The organism is Leucobacter aridicollis (assembly GCF_013409595.1).
Taxonomy (GTDB): Bacteria; Actinomycetota; Actinomycetes; order Actinomycetales; family Microbacteriaceae; genus Leucobacter; species Leucobacter aridicollis.
Genome location: NZ_JACCBD010000001.1, coordinates 1968426 through 1987444 on the forward strand (window position 1 = coordinate 1968426; position 19019 = coordinate 1987444).

Genomic DNA, 19019 nt, shown 5'->3' on the forward strand with positions numbered 1-19019 from the left:
TCAGATGCGCTCAGACTTCAGCGCCGAGCCGCTGCCCAACGACCGCGGAAATCCCATCGCGGCGCATCGACACTCCGTACAGAGCATCGGCGATCTCCATCGTCCGCTTTTGGTGGGTAATAACGATGAGCTGCGAGGTCTCCCGCAGCCGCTCGAACACCTGCAGCAAGCGACCGAGGTTCGCGTCGTCAAGCGCGGCCTCGACCTCATCCATGATGTAGAACGGGCTCGGCCTGGCCTGGAAGATCGCCACGAGCAGCGCGACCGCAGCGAGCGAGCGCTCTCCGCCAGACAGGAGCGACAGCCGCTCGACCTTCTTCCCAGCGGGACGCACGGCGATGTCGATGCCGGTCGTCAGGAGCTCGTCGGGGTTCGTGAGTGAGATCTCTCCGGAGCCGCCGGGGAACAGGATCGGGAACACCTCGGCAAACGCTGCGCGCGTGTCCTCGAAGGCGGCCGCGAAGATTCCCTGCATGTGCTCGTCGAGTTCCTCGATGATCTGGCGCAGATCGGCACGCGTCTTCGTCAGATCCGCAAGCTGGTCGACGAGGAACTTGTGCCGCTGCTCAAGCGCGGCGAACTCCTCGAGCGCGAGCGGGTTGATCCTGCCGAGCTCGCTGAGGCGTCGCTCCGCCTTCGCAAGCCGGCGCTCCTGCTCAACGCGCACGAATGGGACCGTCTGCTGGGCGCGCTGCGAGTCCGCGATGCGTTGCGGCGTTGCACCCGCGTCGTCGTCAGCGTCCGCGCGGTCAGCATCAGCGTCCACGCCGCTTCCGTCAGCATCTTCAGTGTCGCCGTCGCCGCCGTCCGCCGCGCCAGTCGCCGTCAGTCCGAGCTCAATCGCGAGCTGTTCCTCGAGCGACAGCTCGCCGCGGGCCTCCGACGCGGCGGCCAGGGTCTCGGGCCGCCGCGATGCAGGCGCTGCCACGTCGTCCTCCCCCGCCACCGGGATCCCGATTTCCGGCCCGTACTCGGCGACAAGCACATCTTCGACAAGCCCGAGCTCGTTCCCGGCGCGTTCGAGTAGCGACGACAGCTGCAGCTTGCGCTCGTAGCTCTTCAGCTCGGCGCCGTGGACAAGCTCGGTGATGGACTGCAGTTTGCCGCGTGCCTCGGACTCCTCGGAGCGCAGCAGCGTGAGCTCCTGGCTGTTCCTGGCACGTTCCTGCTCCGCTACCTGCTGCGCCGTGCGGGCCTCGGAGAGTGACCGATCACACGCGTCGAGAATCCCCGGCAGCGCCTCGGCGACGTGCTCGGCGCGGGCGACCTGACGCGAGCGGAGCACGGCCCTGCGCGCCGCCTCCTCCGCTGCCCGGCGCTCGGCCTCGAATTGGTTGGCAAGGGCGACGCTGCGTTCCTCGGCGGCTCGCGCGCGCTCCTTCGCGGTCTCGAACGCGAGTCGCGCCTCGATCTCGACCGACCGCGCACGGTCGACATCAGCGAGCAGCGCGTCGCGCTGGCTGGCGTCGAGGATCGGGCGCGGCTTTGCAGCCGCCTCCTCAAGCGCACGCGTCGCCTGGATCACGAGGTCTGCGGCTTCGTCTTCCGAACCCGTCACCCCGGCGAGCGCCGTCGCGGCGCGTTCAGCTTCGGAGCGTGTCGCCTCGGCGCGCACGACGAGCTGCTGGCGCCGGCGCGCGTGTTCAGCGAGGCGAGCGTCAGCCTCACGGAGCTCGGCGTATGCGGCCTTGCTCTCGGCTTTGAGCCGCGCGACCTGCTCCCGCTGATCGGCGAGTGCCGCAGCGGCGGTCTCGATCTCTGCGGCGATGTCGGCGAGTCGGCCCTCGGCTTCGGCGAGGTCGGCCGTGAGTTCGATCCTCGATGGGGCGAGCCCCGATCCGCCAGCGAGGGTGTGTTCGGTGACCACGTCCCCCTCCGCCGTCACGATCGTGAAGCCACCGCCGGGCAGCTTCGCTCGCAGGATCGTTGCGCCGGCGATGGCCTGCGCCGCGTCGTCGGCGACATAGCTTCTGCTGAGCAGCCCGCGCACACCGTCTGGCGCCTCGACGAGCACGGTAGCGATCGGGAGCAGACCAGGCACGTCAAGGTCTGGTCCGGTGGAGTCGGCTGCGTTCGCGATGACGGCGCGCAGGCGACCGATGTCGCGGTGCCGCGCATCGGAGACGGCGCGCTGTGCGATGTCCGCGGACTCCACGAGGAGCGCGTCGGCGAACAGGCCGAGCGCCGCGCCGACCGCGGCCTCGTAGCCGTCCCGCACCTTGACGTGGTCCGCGACGCGGCCGCGCACGCCCTCGGGCTGTTCGGCAAGCAGCGCCCCAGACGCGTCACGCTGATCCAGCGAGCGCGCGAGCGCGGAGACTCGGGCTTCGAGCCCCGCGGCCTCCTGCTCGAGCGCGTGCAGGGCCGAGCGCTGCTCGTCGACGAGCTTCTCGGCCGCGTTCTCGCGCTCCTGCGCCGCACGATATGCGCCGTCGAGGCCCCCTTCCGGAAGCTCCGCCCCGTCGGCCTCGGCCTCGAATGCCTCGAGTTCGGCCTGCGCGTCGGTCGCGCGAGTCTCGGCTTGCGTGAGCGCCTGCGTTCGCCGCTCGAGCTCCGCGGCGATGGTTTCGCGCTTCTGTTCGGCGGCTTCGAGGCGCCCACGGAGCGCCGAAAGCTCGAGGTCGTGACGGGAGACGAGCTCGGCCTGCGCCTGGATCTGCTCGTCGATCGCGTCGAGCGTCTGCTGCGCCTTGCGTGTCGCCTGCTCGGTCGCCCGCCAGCGGTCTTCGTGTTCAGGAATTCGGGCGGCGAGCTCATGCGCTTCCTCGCGCGACTCGTCGACGGCGGCGCGGCTCGTGAGCGAAACCTGTTCGGGCGACTCGGACTGGGTCGCGAGGAAAGTCAGGCGCTGCTGCGCTTGCGCGTATAGGCCGCGCAGCTTGGACTGGGCGCTCTCGAGCCCGAACGTCACGCGCCGCGCAGCGTCGAGCTCGTCACCCTGCTGCTCCTGCTCGAGCCGCTCGATGCGCAGTTGCTTCTGCTCGACCTGCTCCTGCAGCACGATCCGTTCGGAGTGGCGCTCTGATTCGTCCTTCGCGAGGCTCGCGAGCTCGGCGCGCAGCCGGGTCACGTCGTCGGCGAGCAGGCGCGCCTTCGCGTCTCTCACCTCAGCGGCGATCGTCTGGGCCTGCCGCGCAACCTCGGCCTGCCTCCCGAGCGGCTTGAGCTGCCGCCGAATCTCGCCTGCAAGATCGTTCAGCCGCGTGAGGTTCGTCTCCATGGCGTCGAGCTTGCGCAGGGTGCGCTCTTTGCGCCGCCGGTGCTTGAGGATGCCGGCGGCTTCCTCGATGAACCCGCGTCGGTCCTCCGGGGTCGCGCGCAGCACAGTGTCGAGCTGGCCCTGACCGACGATGACGTGCATCTCGCGGCCGAGGCCCGAGTCGCTGAGCAGCTCCTGCACGTCGAGCAGGCGGCACGACTCGCCGTTGATTGCGTACTCGCTCGACCCGTTCCGGAACAGAATCCGGCTGATCGTCACTTCCGTGTATTCGATCGGCAGCGCGCCATCGCTGTTATCGATGGTCAGTCTCACCTCGGCGCGGCCGAGAGGTCCGCGGGTCGAGGTGCCGGCGAAGATAACGTCTTCCATCTTGCCGCCGCGGAGCGTCTTCGCGCCCTGCTCTCCCATCACCCAGGCGAGGGCGTCAACGACGTTGGACTTGCCTGAGCCGTTCGGCCCCACAATCGCAGTGACCCCGGGCTCGAACTGGAAGGTTGTCGGCTGCGCGAACGACTTGAAGCCGCGGAGGGTCAGGCTCTTCAGGTGCACGCCGTATCCTTCCGATCGCTTCGAAACTCGCGCAGACTATTCCCAAACACTACCGGGTGGCTGGCCTGTGGCCCCATATCCCCCGCCGATCAGCGGCGCGATCGCTGTCACCGCGACGGCTACCGCGACGAGGAGGGTCGCAGCGAGCGCTCCGACGAAGACCTGAGTGCCGCGGGCCGTCACCGAGGCGAGGGCGAGCCCGTAGCCGATCCCGGCGATCAGGATCGCGGGGAGAAACATGAATGCGGCGACGCCGATATCGAACCAGACCCCTGGCGCGCAGGCGTCTCCCGGCGAGCAAGGCTGCGCGCCGATTGCTGCGACAAGCGACAGGATCGCGGCGGCGAGCACGGCGGCGACATAGGTCGCGCCACCGAATAGCAGCGACTGCGTGAAGGGCACGAACTGGGTGAGCCAGCGTTGCAGCGCGGCCGCCACCACGGCGATGAATACCGGCGGCACGGCGAGCACCGCGAGCGCGAAACCCGGCGACGAGATCACCCAGAATCCCTGGCCAGGACCGAGCAGGATCAGGCTCACGCCGATCCAGATCGCCCACACGCAGAGCGTGTACGCGGCGACCCGGGCGGCACGTGACAGGCGCCCCGTGGAGAGCCACGGGTGCTCGCGAGGCTCAGCGGCCGGCCCGCGCGCCGGCTCCGCGCCCCCGCCAGTAGCCAAACCGGTCACGTCAGCGCGGTCACCGCGAAGACGACCGTAACGACCAGCGCGAGCGCCAACACCCCGACGAATGCCCACCGCCCCCGGGCCGTAACCGAAACATGCGCGATCGCGTATGCGATCGCTCCGAGCACGATGGCCGGGAGGAGAATGAGGGCCGCAAACGCCGCCGTCTGCCAGAAGCCGGTAATGCACGGCTCTCCGGCGAGGCAGCCGATCCCGCCGTCGGCCCAGGCGAGCTGGGCAACCGCGCTGATGAGCACGGCCGCGACGTACGCGGCGATCCCAACGAGCAGCGACTGCGTTGGCACGGCGAGCCGGGCCAACCACGGCTGGAGCGCAACCGCGAGCAGCGCGCAGCCCACGGGCGGCAGTACGAGGAGCGCGACCGCGCCGGGGACGCTCGACGCGAAGTATTCAAGGCGTCCATCAGCGAAGGCGAGGACGGACACCAGCAGCGCGAGGAGCCACACGGCGAGCGCACTGAAGAAGACGCGCAGCGCCCGCCCCCACGTCGATGTCGCGAGCCACGGATGCGTCACATCCCGCCGGTTCACCCCGACCGGGGTTGCCCGGCCGAGCGCGTTCTCGCCGCTGCGGCCCGGGTCTCCGCTCAGCCCTTCCGGGCGCGGGACGAGTGGGCCAACGCCCTGGAAGCCGCCGAGGTATCCGCCATCGCTCATGGCGTCACTCTACTCAGCATCGCGCAGTTTGGCGATACTGCGGCGAGCATGCCTTCTACTGCTTTCGCCGAGCGGGGCGCTTGACTGTGCCGCGACGGCACGGTCTTCGATGGGACCATGACTCGACACACACTCGCGTATTTTGGCGCGTATAGCCTCTCGCTGCTGGGTAACGGCATCGCCTCCGTCCTGTTTCCGCTACTCGTGCTCGCGAAGACTGGCGACGTGCTCGCAGCCGGCATCGTTGCCACCGCCACGACGGGCGTCGGCGCGGTCGTCGGCGTCTTCGCGGGAGCAGTGGTGGATCGGTTCAACCGCCGCACTGTGTCCGTCGTCAGCGATGTGCTCTCCGCTGCCTCGGTCGCGGCGCTTCCCATCGTCGACGCACTTTGGGGGCTGCACCTCACCTGGTTTATCGTCCTCGGCGTGATTGGGGCGTTCGGGGATGTTCCGGGGCTCACCGCGCGCGAGAGCCTGCTGCCGCGGCTCGTCGCTCGGCAGCGCTCGGCGCCGCACGCGCTCGATCGGCTCGTCGGGATTCGCGAAGGGGTGAGCGGGGTGCTGTTGATCGCAGGGCCCGGGCTCGGCGGGCTCATCGTCTGGCTGTTCGGGGTGAGCGCGACGGCGATGTGGGTTACCGCCGCGACCAGCCTCGCGGCGGCCATCGTCTCGCTCACGCTGCCACGTGACATCGGCGCCATCAACACCACCGACACCGACATCGACAGCGGCGGGACCGACGCCTACACCGGCACCGGCACGGCGCGTATCCTCCGCGATCTGCTCGACGGGTGGAAGTTCCTCTTCGGTCACCGCCTGGTGCTCGGGGCCGCGCTCGTGTCGGCGCTCTCGGTCGCCGTGCTCACCGCGCTCCAGGTCGTGATCCTTCCCGCCTATTTCACCGATGTGGATCTCCCGGGCCTCACGGGCCTCGTCATCTTCGGTATCGCGCTCGGGAGCATCGTCGGCGCGGGGCTCTACAGCGCGACGATCGGCCGCGTCTCGCGACGCACCTGGTTCGTGGTCGCCGTGTGCGGCTCGGCGATCGGGTTCCTGGCCCTCGGCAGTCTCGCCGCCCCGTGGGTGGTGCTCATCGCCACGGTCTGGATCGGCCTGACGAACGGCCCGTTCTCCGCGCTCATCGGCGTGGTGACGATTGAGGCGATCCCGGACCGGCTGCGCGGCAGGGTGCTTGGCGCGCAGAACGCGGTCCTGCTCGCGGCCCCCGCCCTGCTCGTCACGCCCATCGCCGCGTTTGCCGCGGGATTCGGGCTCGCTGCGGCTGGCCTGGCTGTCGGAGCGCTCGTGACCGTCGTGATGCTCGCCGCACTGGTGTCCCCCGCTTTCCGAGGCCTCGACGCGCCGGCGCAGGATAGGCTCCCGGTAGCGTTCGACGCGACGCCGGATGCGGGGCGGCCCCCGGGCGCTCCGCACTCCCCGACCCCGGAGGTGTAGTCCCATGTCCTGGAGCACACGGGAGCTCGCAGCGCTCGCGGGGGTGAGCGTCCGCGCGATCCGCCACTGGCATGACCTGGGCCTCCTTCCCGAGCCCGATCGCCGCGCAAACGGGTACAAGCAGTACATCGGCCAGCACCTCGTCCTCGTGCTGCGCATCAAGCGCCTCACCGGCCTCGGGTTTACGCTCGACCGGGTCGGCGAGCTGCTCGACCATACGCCGGCGGGCGCCGCAGCTGCCGGCCCCGGAACCCCTGCTGGCCCCGGAACCCCTGCCGACGCCAGAGCCGCTGACGACACCGGTGGCCCGGCCCAGCTCATGGCCCTGCGCGGCGAGCTCGACGCGCGCATCGCCGAGTTGCAGCGGGTGCGCGCAGACGTCGACGCGCTGCTGCGGGAGGGCGGGCCGCTCGACCTCACCCCGGCCGCGGCCCTGGTGTACGCCGCCCTCGCGGGCGGATCCGGGCCGACCGACAGCGCGCCCGCGACCGGTGCGATCCAGGACCGGGACGCGACCGCCCAACGAGCAAGCCGGGACATCGCGATCGTGCTCGGCCACCTCGCCCCGAACCGCCAGGTCACCGCAATCGCCGACGTGGTTGCCGGCATCCCCCACCAGCTCCGGCGCCTCGACCGCGACGTCATGCGGCTGCCCGCGGACGCGAGCGCCGCCGAGATCGCGGGCCTCGCTGACGACGTCGCGGCTGCAATGCGCAGCTTCATCGCCGATTCGTCGGACCATGCCGCGCTTGCCGAACTCGACGCACATTCAACGTTGGACACGTCCCTCGTCACCGAGTTCGCGTTCGAGGGGCTGAACGCGGCGCAGCGGCAGGTCATGACGCGCGTGCTGGCCGCGCTCACCGACCCCGCGTAGGGTGCGCAGGAACGCGACGCCTCCCCGGTGCGCGTCGGCGCTCCGGGGAGGCGTCGCAGTCAACGCCCTCGCGGCTACGGCCTGCGACCGCCGTCGCTTCCGGCAACGCCGTCACTATCGTCGAGGCCGAGTACCTCGGTGAGCGCTCGGGTGTCGTCGTCCGGGCCCGGGACCGCGGCGTCCTGGGCCGCGGCCCCGGGTGCCGCCCCGCCGGACGCCGCCGCGTCGGACGCGGCCGCGTCTCCGTTCGCCGCCACCGAGCCAGCCTGCGCCGCCTCACCGGCGGCGCCGGCGCGCGCCGCACGCTTGGCGGCGCGCTTCGCGAGCTTCCGCTCACGCCTGCGCTCGACCAGCGTGTACAGCACCGGCACGAGAATGAGGGTGAGCAGCGTCGACGAGACGAGCCCGCCGATGACGACGATCGCGAGCGGCCGCGAGATGAACACGCCGCCCCCGGTGAGGCCGAGCGCCATGGGCACGAGGGCGAAGATCGTCGCGGCGGCGGTCATCAGGATCGGGCGTAGCCGAAGTCGCGTGCCGTGTTCGACGGCCTCGTCGAGGGAGGCGCCGGCGTCGCGCAACCGGTTGATGAGGTCCATGAGCACGATCGCGTTCGTCACGACAATACCGATGAGCATGAGCAGTCCGATGAGCGCCGGCAGCCCCAGCGGCACCCCGGTGATCAGCAGGCCGAGGATCGCGCCGGTCGCGGCGAACGGGATCGAGATCAGGAGCACGAGCGGGCCACGGAAGCTGCGGAACGTCGCGACCATCACCAGCAGCACGAGCATGATCGCGGCGAGCATCGCCACGCCGAGCTGCCCGAAGGCCTCGTCCTGCTCCGCGCTCACGCCGCCAAGCTCAAAGCTGACACCTGCCGGCAGGTCGGTCGTCGCGATCGCCTGCTCGACGGCCCGGTTCGCCGCGTCGAGCTGCCCAGTCTTCGGCATCACGGAGAGCACGACCTGGCGTTCGCCGTCAGCGCGGGTGATCACGGGCGCCGTCAGTTCCTCCTCGACCGAGGCGACCTCGGAGAGCTTGAGCGGCGCACCGGTCACCTCGGTCGCGGCCTTGGCCTCAGCCTCGGCGGCCTGCTGGTCGACGAGCGCCTGGGCGGCGTCGGCCTGACTCTGCCTGAGCGCCTCGATCTGTTCGTCGATCCCGGCGATCCCGCTCTGGGCCCCCTCGATCGCGCCCTGCAGGCCCGCGAGCTGTTCGGCTCGTTCCTGGGCGGCCTGCTGCTTGCCGACTTCCTTCGGGTCGAGCGGTGGGTACGGCGTGACGGGCGCCGCGGTGAGCGCGGCGAGCTGCGCGTTAAGCTCGCCGAGCTGCTGCACGAGCTCCGCGCGCTGGTTGCCGGCCTCCCAGATCTGGTCGCTGAGCTCTGCGTTGGCTTGCAGGCGCTGATCTTCGGCCTCCGCGTCTGCCTTCTCCTGGAGCGCGTCGCTCGCGGCCTTCTGCGCGATCGCCGTCTGCTGCGGCGTGACCGGCAGCAGCAGGTCGCCGACTGTCGCCGCCGTGTAGTCGGTGCCGGGGGTGCGCAGCACGATGTCGCGCTCGGCCCCCGCGAGCATCAGGCTGCCGATGGTCTCCCCCGACATCGCATCCTGGATGGCCTTCGCGACGGCCGCGCGGTCGAACCCGAGGCGGGTCGCCTTCGCGTCGTCGAGCGTCACGCGCATCACGGGCTGCTCGCCCCTGATATCGCTCACGACGCTCTGCACGCCCGCGGCCTCGGCGAGCTCCTTCTCGAGCATCTCGCTCGCTTCGCGGAGCGCGGTGTGGTCGGTGCCACGGATCTGCAACGCGATCCCGCCTCCGCCGGCATCGCCGACGAACGCGTCCTGGGTCTGGAGCCGGAGCTCCCCGGCGTCCTCGAGCGAGTCGAGCGCGCCCTGCACCGCGTCGGTCACCTGGGCGACGTCCGCACCGTCGGCGAGCTGCAGGTCGTAAGAGATCGTCGGTTCCCCCTCGGCTCCGACGGGGATCGACGTCATGACGTCACGGACCCCGTCGACCTTTGCGAGCGCCCGCTCGACAGGCTCGGCCTCGGCGACGAGGTCGGTCGCCCCCTCTTTCGCGGTCTGCGTGAGCTGCAGGCTCTCCTGCCCCGACGATCCGAGGAAGTCGGTCTTCAGAAACGCCGTCATCCCGAGGGTGAGCACGAGGATGAGTCCCGAGCTCACGAGCGTGATCACCGGGTGCCTGCGGGTCGCGGAGAGCGCGGGCATGAACGCCTTCTGGAGACGGTCCGGCGCGGTGTGGATCTCGTCGAGTTCGGACGGCACGTGGTCGGGATCGGCGTGCTCGTCAGCCACGCCGTGGCCACGCTTCGGCGGCTTCTGCATGAACCAGTACGCGAGCACGGGCACGATGGTGAGCGCGACGACGAGCGACGCGACGAGGGCGATCGACACGGTGATCGCGAACGGCCGGAACAGCTGACCGGCCATGCCGGAGACGAACGCGATCGGCAGGAATACTGCGACGGTCGTGAGCGTCGACGCGGTAATCGCGCCAGCGACCTGGCGCACCGAGGCGACGACGCCCTCGATCGTCAGCGGCCCGGTCCCCCGTCTGCGGCTGATGTTCTCAATCACGACGATCGAGTCGTCGACGACGCGGCCGATGGCGATCGTGAGCGCGCCGAGCGTGAGGATGTTCAGCGTGTTGTCGCTCCACTGCAACCCGATCAGGGTGATGAGGAGCGAGAGCGGGATCGAGACCGCCGCGATGATCGTCGACCGCCACGACGCGAGGAACGCGAGGATCACGAGCACGGCGAAACCGAGCCCGAGGCCACCCTCGACGGCGAGGTCGTGGATCGACTGCTCGATGAACGGGGCCTGGTCGAAGATCGTCACGAACTCGGCCTTCAGCCCGGGCGCCTGCCGGTCGAGCTCGGCGGTGACCGCGTGCGAGATCTGCACGACGTTGGCGCCGCGCGATGGCATGATTTGGAGCGTGAGCGCCGGCTTCCCGTTGACCCGCGAGATCGTCTCGGCTGGAATCGTCTCGGTGCGGACGTCGGCGAAGTCGGAGACGCGCACGACGCCGTCCTCGGTCGCGATGGGCAGCGCCGCAATCTCCTCGACGGTGGCGAGTGGGGTGCCAACCGCGATCGGGATCGATCCGGCGTCGCCATCGACCTGGCCCGCGGGCAGCGTCGCGCCGTTCGCCTGCAGCGCCGCCTGCACGGCGGCGGGCTCGACCTTCAGCTTGGTAACGTCGCCCGGGCGCAGGTCGATGACGATCCGCTGATCCTCTCGCCCCGACAGGGTCGCCTTCTGCACACCGGGGAGCGCCTGCAGCGCGGGAACGACGCGCTGCTCGAGCGCGTCACCGAACTCGGCCGCATCGCCGCTCGTGCCGGCGCTGAGCATCATCGCGGGCATGTCGTCGGCGCCGCCGGAGAAGACCTCGGCCTCGGCGCCGCCGGGGAAGCTCGGCTTCAGCGCATCGAGCGTCGCGCGAATGGTGCGGACGGTCTCGTCAGCGTCCTCGTCGAACGGCCACTCCACCATGATCATCGCGTAGCCGCTCGAGGTGTCCGAGTTGACGCTCGTGATGCCGGGGACCGACTTCAACGCCTGCTCGACTGGCTCGGTCACCGCCGTCACCAGCTCCTCGGGGGCGAGCCCGTCGGCCTGGACCGACACGTACGCCATCGGCACCTTCATCGACGGCATGAGCTCTTGCTTGAGCGCCCCCATCGAGATGATGCCGAGCACCGCAACCCCAAGGGTCACGAGGCCAACGATCAGGCGGTTCTTCAGGCTGAGTCGGGTGAGCGGGGTCATAGCGCCTTTCAGGCAGGGTCGGACTCACGTACCGATCCAGTCTGTCCGCACCACAATTCGCACCGCGTCGTACCCAGGTACGACGTCCATCCACCCACGGGATGATCTTCGCCGCGTTCGCAGGGTGGACTGCAGGCGACCGCTATTGGCTGCCTATGGGACAGCGTGCCTATGCGACCGGGATGATGCTGCCGTCGGCGTCGCGCCGCCCGAACCCGAACGCGCGGTCCGCCGCGATGTGCACAAACCAGGCGAGGCCAGCCAGGCCGATCGCCCAGATCCCCCCGTCCATGCCGCCAGTGAGCATGAACACGGCGAACCCTGCGACGAGGACACCGACCGCGATGAGCGCGTTGTGCATCGTGTTGTAGAAGGCCACCCGCTCGGGCTTCAGCTTGCCCTGACTCGCGAACGCGCCGACGAGGGCGATGTCGGGCAGGATCGCGAAGATCACGGCGACGAGCGTCGCCGGCCACCCAAACCACACGCACCACAGGACGGTGATGATCAGCCAGAGCAGGGCGCTCATGCCCCAAACCACACGCGAATAACCCATGGGTCAATGCTATGGGGTCAGGCTATCCCTTCGTGACTGAGACGACGACAGGGGTCGGGTTCGCGAACAGGTCGTACACGGGGCAGTTGATGTCGACGGCGTCGCGGAGCTGCTCGTAGCGCTCCTGCGTCTCTGGTCCGGTGAGTTCGACGTTGAGGCGCACGCCGCTGAAGCCAGGCCGCACCGAGTCGTCCTTACCGAGCAGGCGGGCGGCGTCGAGGTCGCCCTCGGCGGTGACGTGAATGTCGTCGACCTGGATCCCGAGCGCCTGCGCGTACAGCCGGTAGACGACGACCTGGCAGCCGACGAGCGCGCCGAGCGCGTAGTCGACAGGGCTGGCCGCGACGTCGTCGCCCGCAAGCGCGGCCGGCTCGTCGATGACGAACTCGTGCTTGCCTGCGCGCACGCGCGTCGCCACTCCGCCCTCGGCGATGCCCTCCACCCGGTAGGTGAGCTTCGCGGAGTCGCGGTTCTGGTCGATGCGCTTCCCCCAGGCGGCGCCAGCGTCGCCGAGGCGTTCGGCGCGTTCTGCCGCTGAGATGGCGGGGATCGCGATGGTGGTGGGGCGTTCGGGGGCGAGAGTCTGCGTAGTCATGGCGGTCACGCTACCGGCGCGTGTCGCGCAGCGCAGCAGCCGTCGACACAGTCCGACACATCGCGAAACACGCCGCAACAGTACGTCGCGCGGCGTCACACACGCCACCCCATGCCCAGGGCCTGCCGCTGTTATGCTTCGGGAATATGAACACTATGATTTCGGGATCCGGATCAGACGTGCTCTTCCTGCACGGCGGCGGCGTCTCGGGCTGGATGTGGCAGCCGGTCGTGGCGCAACTCGCGGGCACTGTCCGCTCGATCGTGCCCGATCTCCCCGGGCACGGCACGAGCAGTTCGGTCGAGTACACGTCGCACGACGACGCCGTCGACAGGCTCGTCGCGCTCATTCGGGATCGCGCCCAGGGCGGCGTAACCGTCGTTGGGTTCTCGCTCGGCGCCCAGCTCGCCCTCCGCTTGGCCGCGGACCACCCGAGCCTCATCCGCGCGGCGCTGATCATCAGCGGGGAAACCGTGCCGGCGCCGGCGCAGGCTGCGACGCTCGCGCTCCTCCGGGCCTCCGCCCCGCTGGCGCGGCGAGAATGGTTCGCGCGGCTCCAAGCGAAGCAGCTCGGGGTGCCCGAGACACTGCTCGAGCGCTACATCGAGGACAGCCGCACGATGACCACGGACACGCTCGTGGCCAGCGTGCGGGAGAATATCGGGTTCACGCTCCCGGAGGGCTGGCGCCACTTCGCCGGACCCGCGACCGTCGTCGTCGGCGCGCGGGAGCGCGGCCTCATGCGGAAGTCAGCAGACCACACGCACGAGGCGCTGCCACACAGCTCGCTCGTGGTCGTGCCGGATGCCGCGCACGACGCCCCGCTCACCAGGCCAGACCGCATCGCGGACGAGGTTCGCGGGCTGCTCGCCCAGGTGGAAGCCGGGCGGACCGGACCAGACGCGTCGTGAGCGCATCCCTCCCCGCGACGCACGTCTTCTTCGACTTCTTCGGAACCCTCGTCGACTACGACCCGTCGGTGCACCCCGCGGTGCGGAACGCACCGCACGAGTTCGCGATGCGGGCGGGCGCTGGCCTCGACGCGAGCGCCGCGAGCGACCTCTGGGACCGCGCCTGGCGCGAGCTCGACGACGCCGCGCGCGCCTCCGGCAGGGAGTGCTCGATGCTGGAGATCGCTGGCCGCTACGCCGAGCTTGTGCGCGCCCCGGGCCAGGCCGCCGGCGAGCACGAGCTCGAGCGCCTCGTCGACGACTACCTCGCGGCCTGGGTCGCGAACGTTCGGCTCGCGGACGCCGCGGCCGAGTGCCTCGCCGATCTCGCCCGCGACCACACGCTCGCGGTGGTGAGCAACACGCACCATCCCACGCTCGTGCAGCGTCAACTCGACAGGTTCGGTATCGGCGGGTACTTCGCTGACGTCGTGACGTCGATCGAAACCGGGTGGCGCAAGCCGCACCCGCGGATCTACGAGATCGCGCTTGAGCGGACCGGCGGCGCCGCCCGGCAGACACTCTTCGTCGGCGACACCTGGGACGCGGATGTTGCCGGCCCACGCGCCGTCGGAATGCGGGGGGCCTACGTCGGCGCACCCGGCCCGGGCCGCAGCCCGGTCGCGCTCGCAGAGCTCCCCGCGCTCGTGCGCGCCGCCGCACTCCCCTAGGCTGGGTCGATGACGACGACGCGAGAGCCACACGGGACGCAGCCGATTCGACTCAGGGAGTTTCGCGCATCCGACACCGAGCCCGCGGTCGCGCTGTGGGAGACGTGCGGGCTCACGCGCCCGTGGAACGACCCGCGGGCGGATATCGCCCGGAGCCTCGGGGCGCAGCCCGAACTCTTCCTCGTCGCGGAACGCGAACCGGCGGGCGACGCCCGCGACGGCGCCGCGCTCGTCGGGACGGTGATGGCCGGGTTCGACGGCCACCGCGGCTGGATGTATTACCTCGCGACAGCTCCCGAGGTGCGCGGTGCAGGCGTCGGCCGAGCGCTCGTCTCGGAAGTGGAGCGTCGACTCGCCGCGATCGGCTGCCCGAAGGCGCAGCTCATGGTGCGCTCCGAGAACTCCGCGGCGGTCGGGTTCTACACCGCGCTGGGCTACGAAACGAACGACGTGCTCGTCCTCGGCAAGCGCCTCATCGACGACGCGAAATAGCCGCCCGAGCGGCCCCTGCTGCCCGCCTCTCCTGGGCACCCACCCTGTATCGTCGACCCTCGATCATTTACGCAAGAACTGTTGCGCAATACTCGTTGTGGGATATGCTCGCTGCATGGCCACCGAACCGAACCTCCACCGGGCGTCGCACATGCGCGCCCTCGCGCACCCGACCAGACTGCAGCTCCTCGCGCTCCTCCGCGAGCACGGCCCGCAGACCGCGGCACACCTCGCGGAATTCGTCGACGAGGCTCCCGGCTCGTTGAGCTACCACCTGCGCACGCTCGCCGCGGCCGGGTTCATCGAGGAGGCGGAGGGGCAGGGCACCGACCGCCGCCAGCGCTGGTGGCGCGCTACCCACGAGACGACGGTGTGGGACACCGCCGAGTTCGCGCGCGAGCCCGAACGGCTCGCCGCACAGCGGGACATGTTCAGGTCCCTCGGCCAGGCCTACGCGTCGCGGCTCACGGACTACATCGACTCCGCCGCGGACCTCGCGCCCGAGTGGGTCGAGGCCGGGTTCACGACGGACCGCGCGCTTCGGCTCACCCCAGCCCAGCTCGCCGCACTCGGCGGCGAGATCGAGGCGCTCCAGGAACGCTGGCTCGCCGAGAGCGCGCGCAACGCTGGCAACGAGAGCGCCGCCACGGTCTTCTTCCTCGCGCAGGGCTACAAACAGCCATGAGCGGGTGGCGGCACGGCGCCCTGCCGCTCCAGGCGCTGCTCGCCAGCCATGCGCTGTCCCGGACGGGCAACGTGGTCACCGTCTTTGCAGTCCCCTTCGCGATCCTCGGCGCCGGCGGGAGCGCCCTCGAGGTCGGCCTCGCGGCCGCCGCCACCACGGCGCCGGTCGTCATCGGCGGGACGTTTGGCGGAGCGATTATCGACAGGATCGGCCACGTGCGATCTGCCGCGCTCGCCGACGTGATCAGCGGCGCCACGCTCGCCCTCATCCCGCTCCTCGCCGGGGCGGGCGCGCTGCCGTTTCCCGCCCTCATCGCGCTCGTCTTCCTCGGCGGGCTCTTCGACTCCCCCGGCGAGACCGCGAGGCGGGTCCTCCTGCCGCCCCTGTCGGAGCGGGCGGGCCTGCCCATCGAGCGCTCCATCGGCTTCCTCGACGGCACGAGCCGCCTGTCCTCGCTGCTCGGGGCACCGCTCGCTGGGATCCTGGTCGCCGCGGTCGGTCCGTACCCGGCGCTGTATGTGACGGCGGCGGCGTTTGCGGCCTCGGCGATCCTGACGGCGACCCTCGTCCGCCTCCCCGCGACCGCCGTCCCAGCCTCGAGCGCGCAGAGCTACTGGCGGGACCTGCGAGACGGCTTCCGCTTCGTCACCCGCGACCCGCTCCTCGTGCGCATCGTCGGCCTCGTGCTCCTCACCAACGCGCTCGACGCCGCGCGCTCCGGCACACTCATGCCGCTGTACGCCGCCGAGGAACTGGGCGGGGCAGCGCCGCTCGGGATCATCGTCGGAGCCTTCGGCGCGGCCGCGCTCGCGGGCACCGTCGGCTTCGGTTTCGTCGCGCACCGGCTCCCCCGCCGCGTGCCGTTCGCCCTGTGCTTCACCGTCGCCGGCGCGTTCGCGCTCGCCCCGGCCCTGGGCTTCCAGGTTCCCGGGATGGTCGCGACCGCCGTCGTCTGCGGGCTCGCTGCCGGCGCGATCAACCCGATCCTCGGCGCCGCCCAGTTCGAGCGGATCCCGACGGAGCTTCGCGGCCGGGTGCTCGGGCTCGTCACCGCCGGCGCGTGGGCGGGCATGCCGTTGGGGAGCCTGCTTGGCGGCGTTGGGGCCGAACTCATCGGCGTGCGGGCGAGCTTCGCCGTGATCGGTGTCGTCTATGTGGGCGCCACGCTGACGCCGCTCTTCGACCGCGGCTGGCGCCGCATGGAACGCGGGACGGCCTAGGCGGGCGTAACCGGCTGGCGCAGCAGGGTGCGCATGCGCTCCGGCGCCACCTTGCGCGGGTCGCTGAAGTAGACCTCGTGGTGGATCCCGCGCAGTGCGAGCCCCCGGCCCGGAATGACGACGTCGTGCATCTCGGCGAGCACCGGCGCCTCGTCGTCGTACGAGCCGACATGCAGAGTCTGCACGCACAGGCCCTCGGCGAGTGTGTCGAATCGCACGTCGCCAAGCCGAGCGGGAGCGTCCTTCTCGCCGGCGAGCGCGACCGCCCGCTCGAACGCCGCGCGATCGAGCCAGTCCGGGACCATGAGCATCATCGTCCAGTCCCACTGCGACTTGTCGCGCCCGACGGTGAACGCCTCCATGTCGGCGGCCCACCAGAGCCCCTCGAGCGGCGGCACGACGTAGTCTCGTGCGAGCTCTCGCTTGCTCGCGAACTTCAGCTTGTACGCGACCGGGTAGAGCGCCGCGAGCGCCGCCGCATACTCGGGGCTCGTGTTCGGGTCGCCGTGACCGTCAATCATGAGGTACTGGAGCTCGGGCACGTCGACCACGCGGAACTCGCCACGCTTGGCCTGGTAGCTGTTGAGCGTCTTCTTGAAGTCGACCTTCTCGGTCATGGCTGGCTCCTCGGGGGTGCGGACGAAGGATCAACGTGCGGCGGCAATGAGCCGGGAGATCCCGACGCCGGTTGCCGCGAGTGTGGCGACTATGCACAGCATAATCGGGACGCCCATATTCATCGCGCTTGTCGAGGACAGTACGAGGAGCGGAAAGAAGACGGCGATCGCGAGCGTCACCCACACCATCATGCGTTCGCTCTCGCGATAGAGTGCCTGCGCATTCTCGGGCCGTATAGCAACGGGATAGTTGAACAGCTGCGGCGCCCGAGACAGCCCTGCCGTCCCGACGGTGAGCCCGGTCAGCACCCCGCCGAGCGCCAGCAGTGATCGCTTCGGCCCCCAGCCGTCGACGGTGCCCGACATCGCGAAGTGCGTCGGAACTTCGTCTGGCAGCGCGCGGTAGCTCACGAGCAACCCGATCCACGTGAGCACTACCACCGCGAGTGCGGCGCGGCGAAGCCAGCGCGTCACCGACCCTGTCTCGAAGTCACGGCCTGGCCGACGACGCGCCGCGCTGCGCACGGGATCGGAGGCGGCGGGATCTGCTGGCATCTTCCGACCATACCACCGGGCACCACACACCTGTCGCGCAAATCGCCCGTTGCGCGGCGCACGAGATACACTGCGAGTGTGGGCATCACTCATAGCGCGGGCGCTCCCGGCATCGCGAGCACGGCCGTCGCGACGCCACGCGAAGACGAACGGCTCGGCCCCGGCGGCGGGGCGTCACCACTCGATGCGGCCCTGTTCGCCTCGCACTCGACGTTCGAGGCTGAGCGCCCCGCTGCGGCCGACGAAGACGTGCACATGATCGCCGCAATCGTCAACCACATCATCGAGCGCTGCACCGCGCCGGACGACCTCGTCATCGACCCGTTTGCCGGGTTCGGCACGACGCTAGCCCGCGCGGCGGCGCTCGGGCGGCGCGCGTTCGGGGTTGAACTGCTCCCCGAGCGCGTCGAGCACGTGCGCCGCGCCTCCCCCGCCGTCACCGTCGTAGAGGGCGACGCGCGCGAACTCCTGCGTCTCGCTCGCACAACGACACCCACCGTCTCCGACGGCTCGGCCGCGCTGATTCTCACCTCCCCGCCGTACATGACGGCGAACGACCACGACGCCGACCCGCTGACCGCGTACGAGCGCGACGGGGGCGACTACGAGCGGTACCTCACCGAGCTCGGGCTCGTCGCCGCGCAGTGCGCGCGGCTCGTGCGCCCCGGCGGATACGTCGTCTGGAACGTCGCCGACATCCGCCACGGCGGCTCGACAACGCCGCTCATCGCAGATTGCACGCGTGCACTGAACCGTCATCTCGCCCACGCGGGAACGACTGAGATCCGGTGGGACACGTACCCGCACGATCTCGTCGCCGACGCCCTGCTGGTGTTTCGCAGGGCGTAGCCGCTCGCGGCGGCACGCCGCAGCTGACCGAGCCGCCGGCTGCCCCTTGACCGGCGTTCGTCGCAGCGAGACGATACACGTATGTCACGGACCCTTCGCTTCGATCACATTGGCATCACGGTGCGGCAGCTGGAGCCAGCGATCGCCTTCTTCGAATCCCTCGGGTTGGCGGTCGAGGGCCGCACGGTCGTCGAGGGCGATTTCATCGGCACAGTCACTGGCATCCCGAATTCGCGTTCAGAGATCGTCATGCTCTCGATTCCTGGGCGCCCAAGCGGCGGTGCGTTCACCGCGATCGAGCTGTCGAGCTTTACGCGCCCGGAGCACATGATCGGGTCCGTCGCGCCCATGGCCAACGAGGTCGGCCTCCGCAGTGTCTCGTTCGAGGTCTCTGATCTGGATGCGCGTGTGAGCGAGCTGGCGGCCGACGGCTACGGTCTTGTCGGCGGCATCGGGGAATACGACGGCGGCTGGCGCATGGCCTATGTGCGAGGGCCAGAACACATCATTGTTGCGCTTGCCGAGCGCGAGTCGGGCACGCCCGCGCACTGAACACGCGCGGCC

At 70.3% G+C, this 19019-nt stretch carries 17 protein-coding genes; 9 read left to right on the forward strand and 8 right to left on the reverse strand.

The genetic code is table 11. From position 1 onward, the window contains the following. Positions 1-10 precede the first annotated feature (10 nt). Genes BJ960_RS09075 through BJ960_RS09085 form a run of 3 tightly spaced genes read right to left on the reverse strand, consistent with a single transcriptional unit; the run spans position 11 to position 5133 of the window. A complete protein-coding gene (locus tag BJ960_RS09075) occupies positions 11-3769 on the reverse strand; it encodes an AAA family ATPase (protein ID WP_185987048.1) in 3759 nt (1252 codons plus the stop codon). 36 nt (positions 3770-3805) lie between these two features. Next, a complete protein-coding gene (locus BJ960_RS09080; protein ID WP_185987049.1) occupies positions 3806-4450 on the reverse strand; it encodes a hypothetical protein in 645 nt (214 codons plus the stop codon). A 5-nt stretch (positions 4451-4455) separates the two neighbouring features. Further along, complete coding sequence (locus tag BJ960_RS09085) at positions 4456-5133, reverse strand: hypothetical protein (protein ID WP_185987050.1); 678 nt, start codon at positions 5131-5133, stop codon at positions 4456-4458. 117 nt (positions 5134-5250) lie between these two features. Between BJ960_RS09085 and BJ960_RS09090 the strand changes: the two genes are divergently transcribed. After that, positions 5251-6588, forward strand: coding sequence for an MFS transporter (locus tag BJ960_RS09090; protein WP_185987051.1), 1338 nt, complete (start codon positions 5251-5253; stop codon positions 6586-6588). A 4-nt stretch (positions 6589-6592) separates the two neighbouring features. Continuing rightward, a complete protein-coding gene (locus BJ960_RS09095) occupies positions 6593-7465 on the forward strand; it encodes a MerR family transcriptional regulator (protein WP_185987052.1) in 873 nt (290 codons plus the stop codon). 74 nt (positions 7466-7539) lie between these two features. Here BJ960_RS09095 and BJ960_RS09100 read toward each other — a convergent pair whose 3' ends face one another. From BJ960_RS09100 to BJ960_RS09110, 3 genes are all read right to left on the reverse strand, one after another. Next, positions 7540-11265: an efflux RND transporter permease subunit gene (locus tag BJ960_RS09100; RefSeq protein ID WP_185987053.1), complete on the reverse strand. Its 3726-nt coding sequence runs from the start codon at positions 11263-11265 to the stop codon at positions 7540-7542. A 169-nt stretch (positions 11266-11434) separates the two neighbouring features. Continuing rightward, positions 11435-11821, reverse strand: a complete 387-nt coding sequence (locus BJ960_RS09105; RefSeq protein WP_121072341.1) for a DUF4260 family protein — start codon at positions 11819-11821, stop codon at positions 11435-11437. A 22-nt stretch (positions 11822-11843) separates the two neighbouring features. Next, positions 11844-12416: an OsmC family protein gene (locus BJ960_RS09110; protein ID WP_185987054.1), complete on the reverse strand. Its 573-nt coding sequence runs from the start codon at positions 12414-12416 to the stop codon at positions 11844-11846. Positions 12417-12562: 146 nt separating this feature from the next. On the opposite strand from BJ960_RS09110, the gene BJ960_RS09115 reads away from it, so the two are divergent. From BJ960_RS09115 to BJ960_RS09135, 5 genes are all read left to right on the forward strand, one after another. Beyond that, complete coding sequence (locus BJ960_RS09115; protein WP_185987055.1) at positions 12563-13327, forward strand: alpha/beta fold hydrolase; 765 nt, start codon at positions 12563-12565, stop codon at positions 13325-13327. Then, entirely contained in the window at positions 13324-14037 is a 714-nt protein-coding gene (locus BJ960_RS09120; RefSeq protein WP_185987056.1) for an HAD family hydrolase, read from the forward strand. The genes BJ960_RS09115 and BJ960_RS09120 overlap by 4 nt, the downstream gene beginning before the upstream one ends. A gap of 9 nt (positions 14038-14046) precedes the next feature. After that, complete coding sequence (locus BJ960_RS09125; RefSeq protein ID WP_185987057.1) at positions 14047-14529, forward strand: GNAT family acetyltransferase; 483 nt, start codon at positions 14047-14049, stop codon at positions 14527-14529. 115 nt (positions 14530-14644) lie between these two features. Further along, complete coding sequence (locus BJ960_RS09130; protein ID WP_185987058.1) at positions 14645-15214, forward strand: ArsR/SmtB family transcription factor; 570 nt, start codon at positions 14645-14647, stop codon at positions 15212-15214. Further along, complete coding sequence (locus BJ960_RS09135) at positions 15211-16434, forward strand: MFS transporter (RefSeq protein ID WP_185987059.1); 1224 nt, start codon at positions 15211-15213, stop codon at positions 16432-16434. The genes BJ960_RS09130 and BJ960_RS09135 overlap by 4 nt, the downstream gene beginning before the upstream one ends. Here the strand turns inward: BJ960_RS09135 and BJ960_RS09140 are convergent. Then, positions 16431-17051: a GyrI-like domain-containing protein gene (locus BJ960_RS09140; protein WP_185987060.1), complete on the reverse strand. Its 621-nt coding sequence runs from the start codon at positions 17049-17051 to the stop codon at positions 16431-16433. The two genes, BJ960_RS09135 and BJ960_RS09140, sit on opposite strands and share 4 nt — an antisense overlap. Positions 17052-17081: 30 nt before the next feature. Further along, positions 17082-17606, reverse strand: a complete 525-nt coding sequence (locus BJ960_RS09145; protein WP_185987061.1) for a DUF1648 domain-containing protein — start codon at positions 17604-17606, stop codon at positions 17082-17084. Between the two features lie 78 nt (positions 17607-17684). Between BJ960_RS09145 and BJ960_RS09150 the strand changes: the two genes are divergently transcribed. Beyond that, the gene (locus BJ960_RS09150; RefSeq protein ID WP_307814624.1) at positions 17685-18455 is read left to right on the forward strand and encodes a DNA methyltransferase; all 771 of its coding nucleotides are present in this window, start codon (positions 17685-17687) and stop codon (positions 18453-18455) included. A gap of 81 nt (positions 18456-18536) precedes the next feature. Next, complete coding sequence (locus BJ960_RS09155) at positions 18537-19007, forward strand: VOC family protein (protein WP_185987062.1); 471 nt, start codon at positions 18537-18539, stop codon at positions 19005-19007. Positions 19008-19019: the final 12 nt, after the last annotated feature.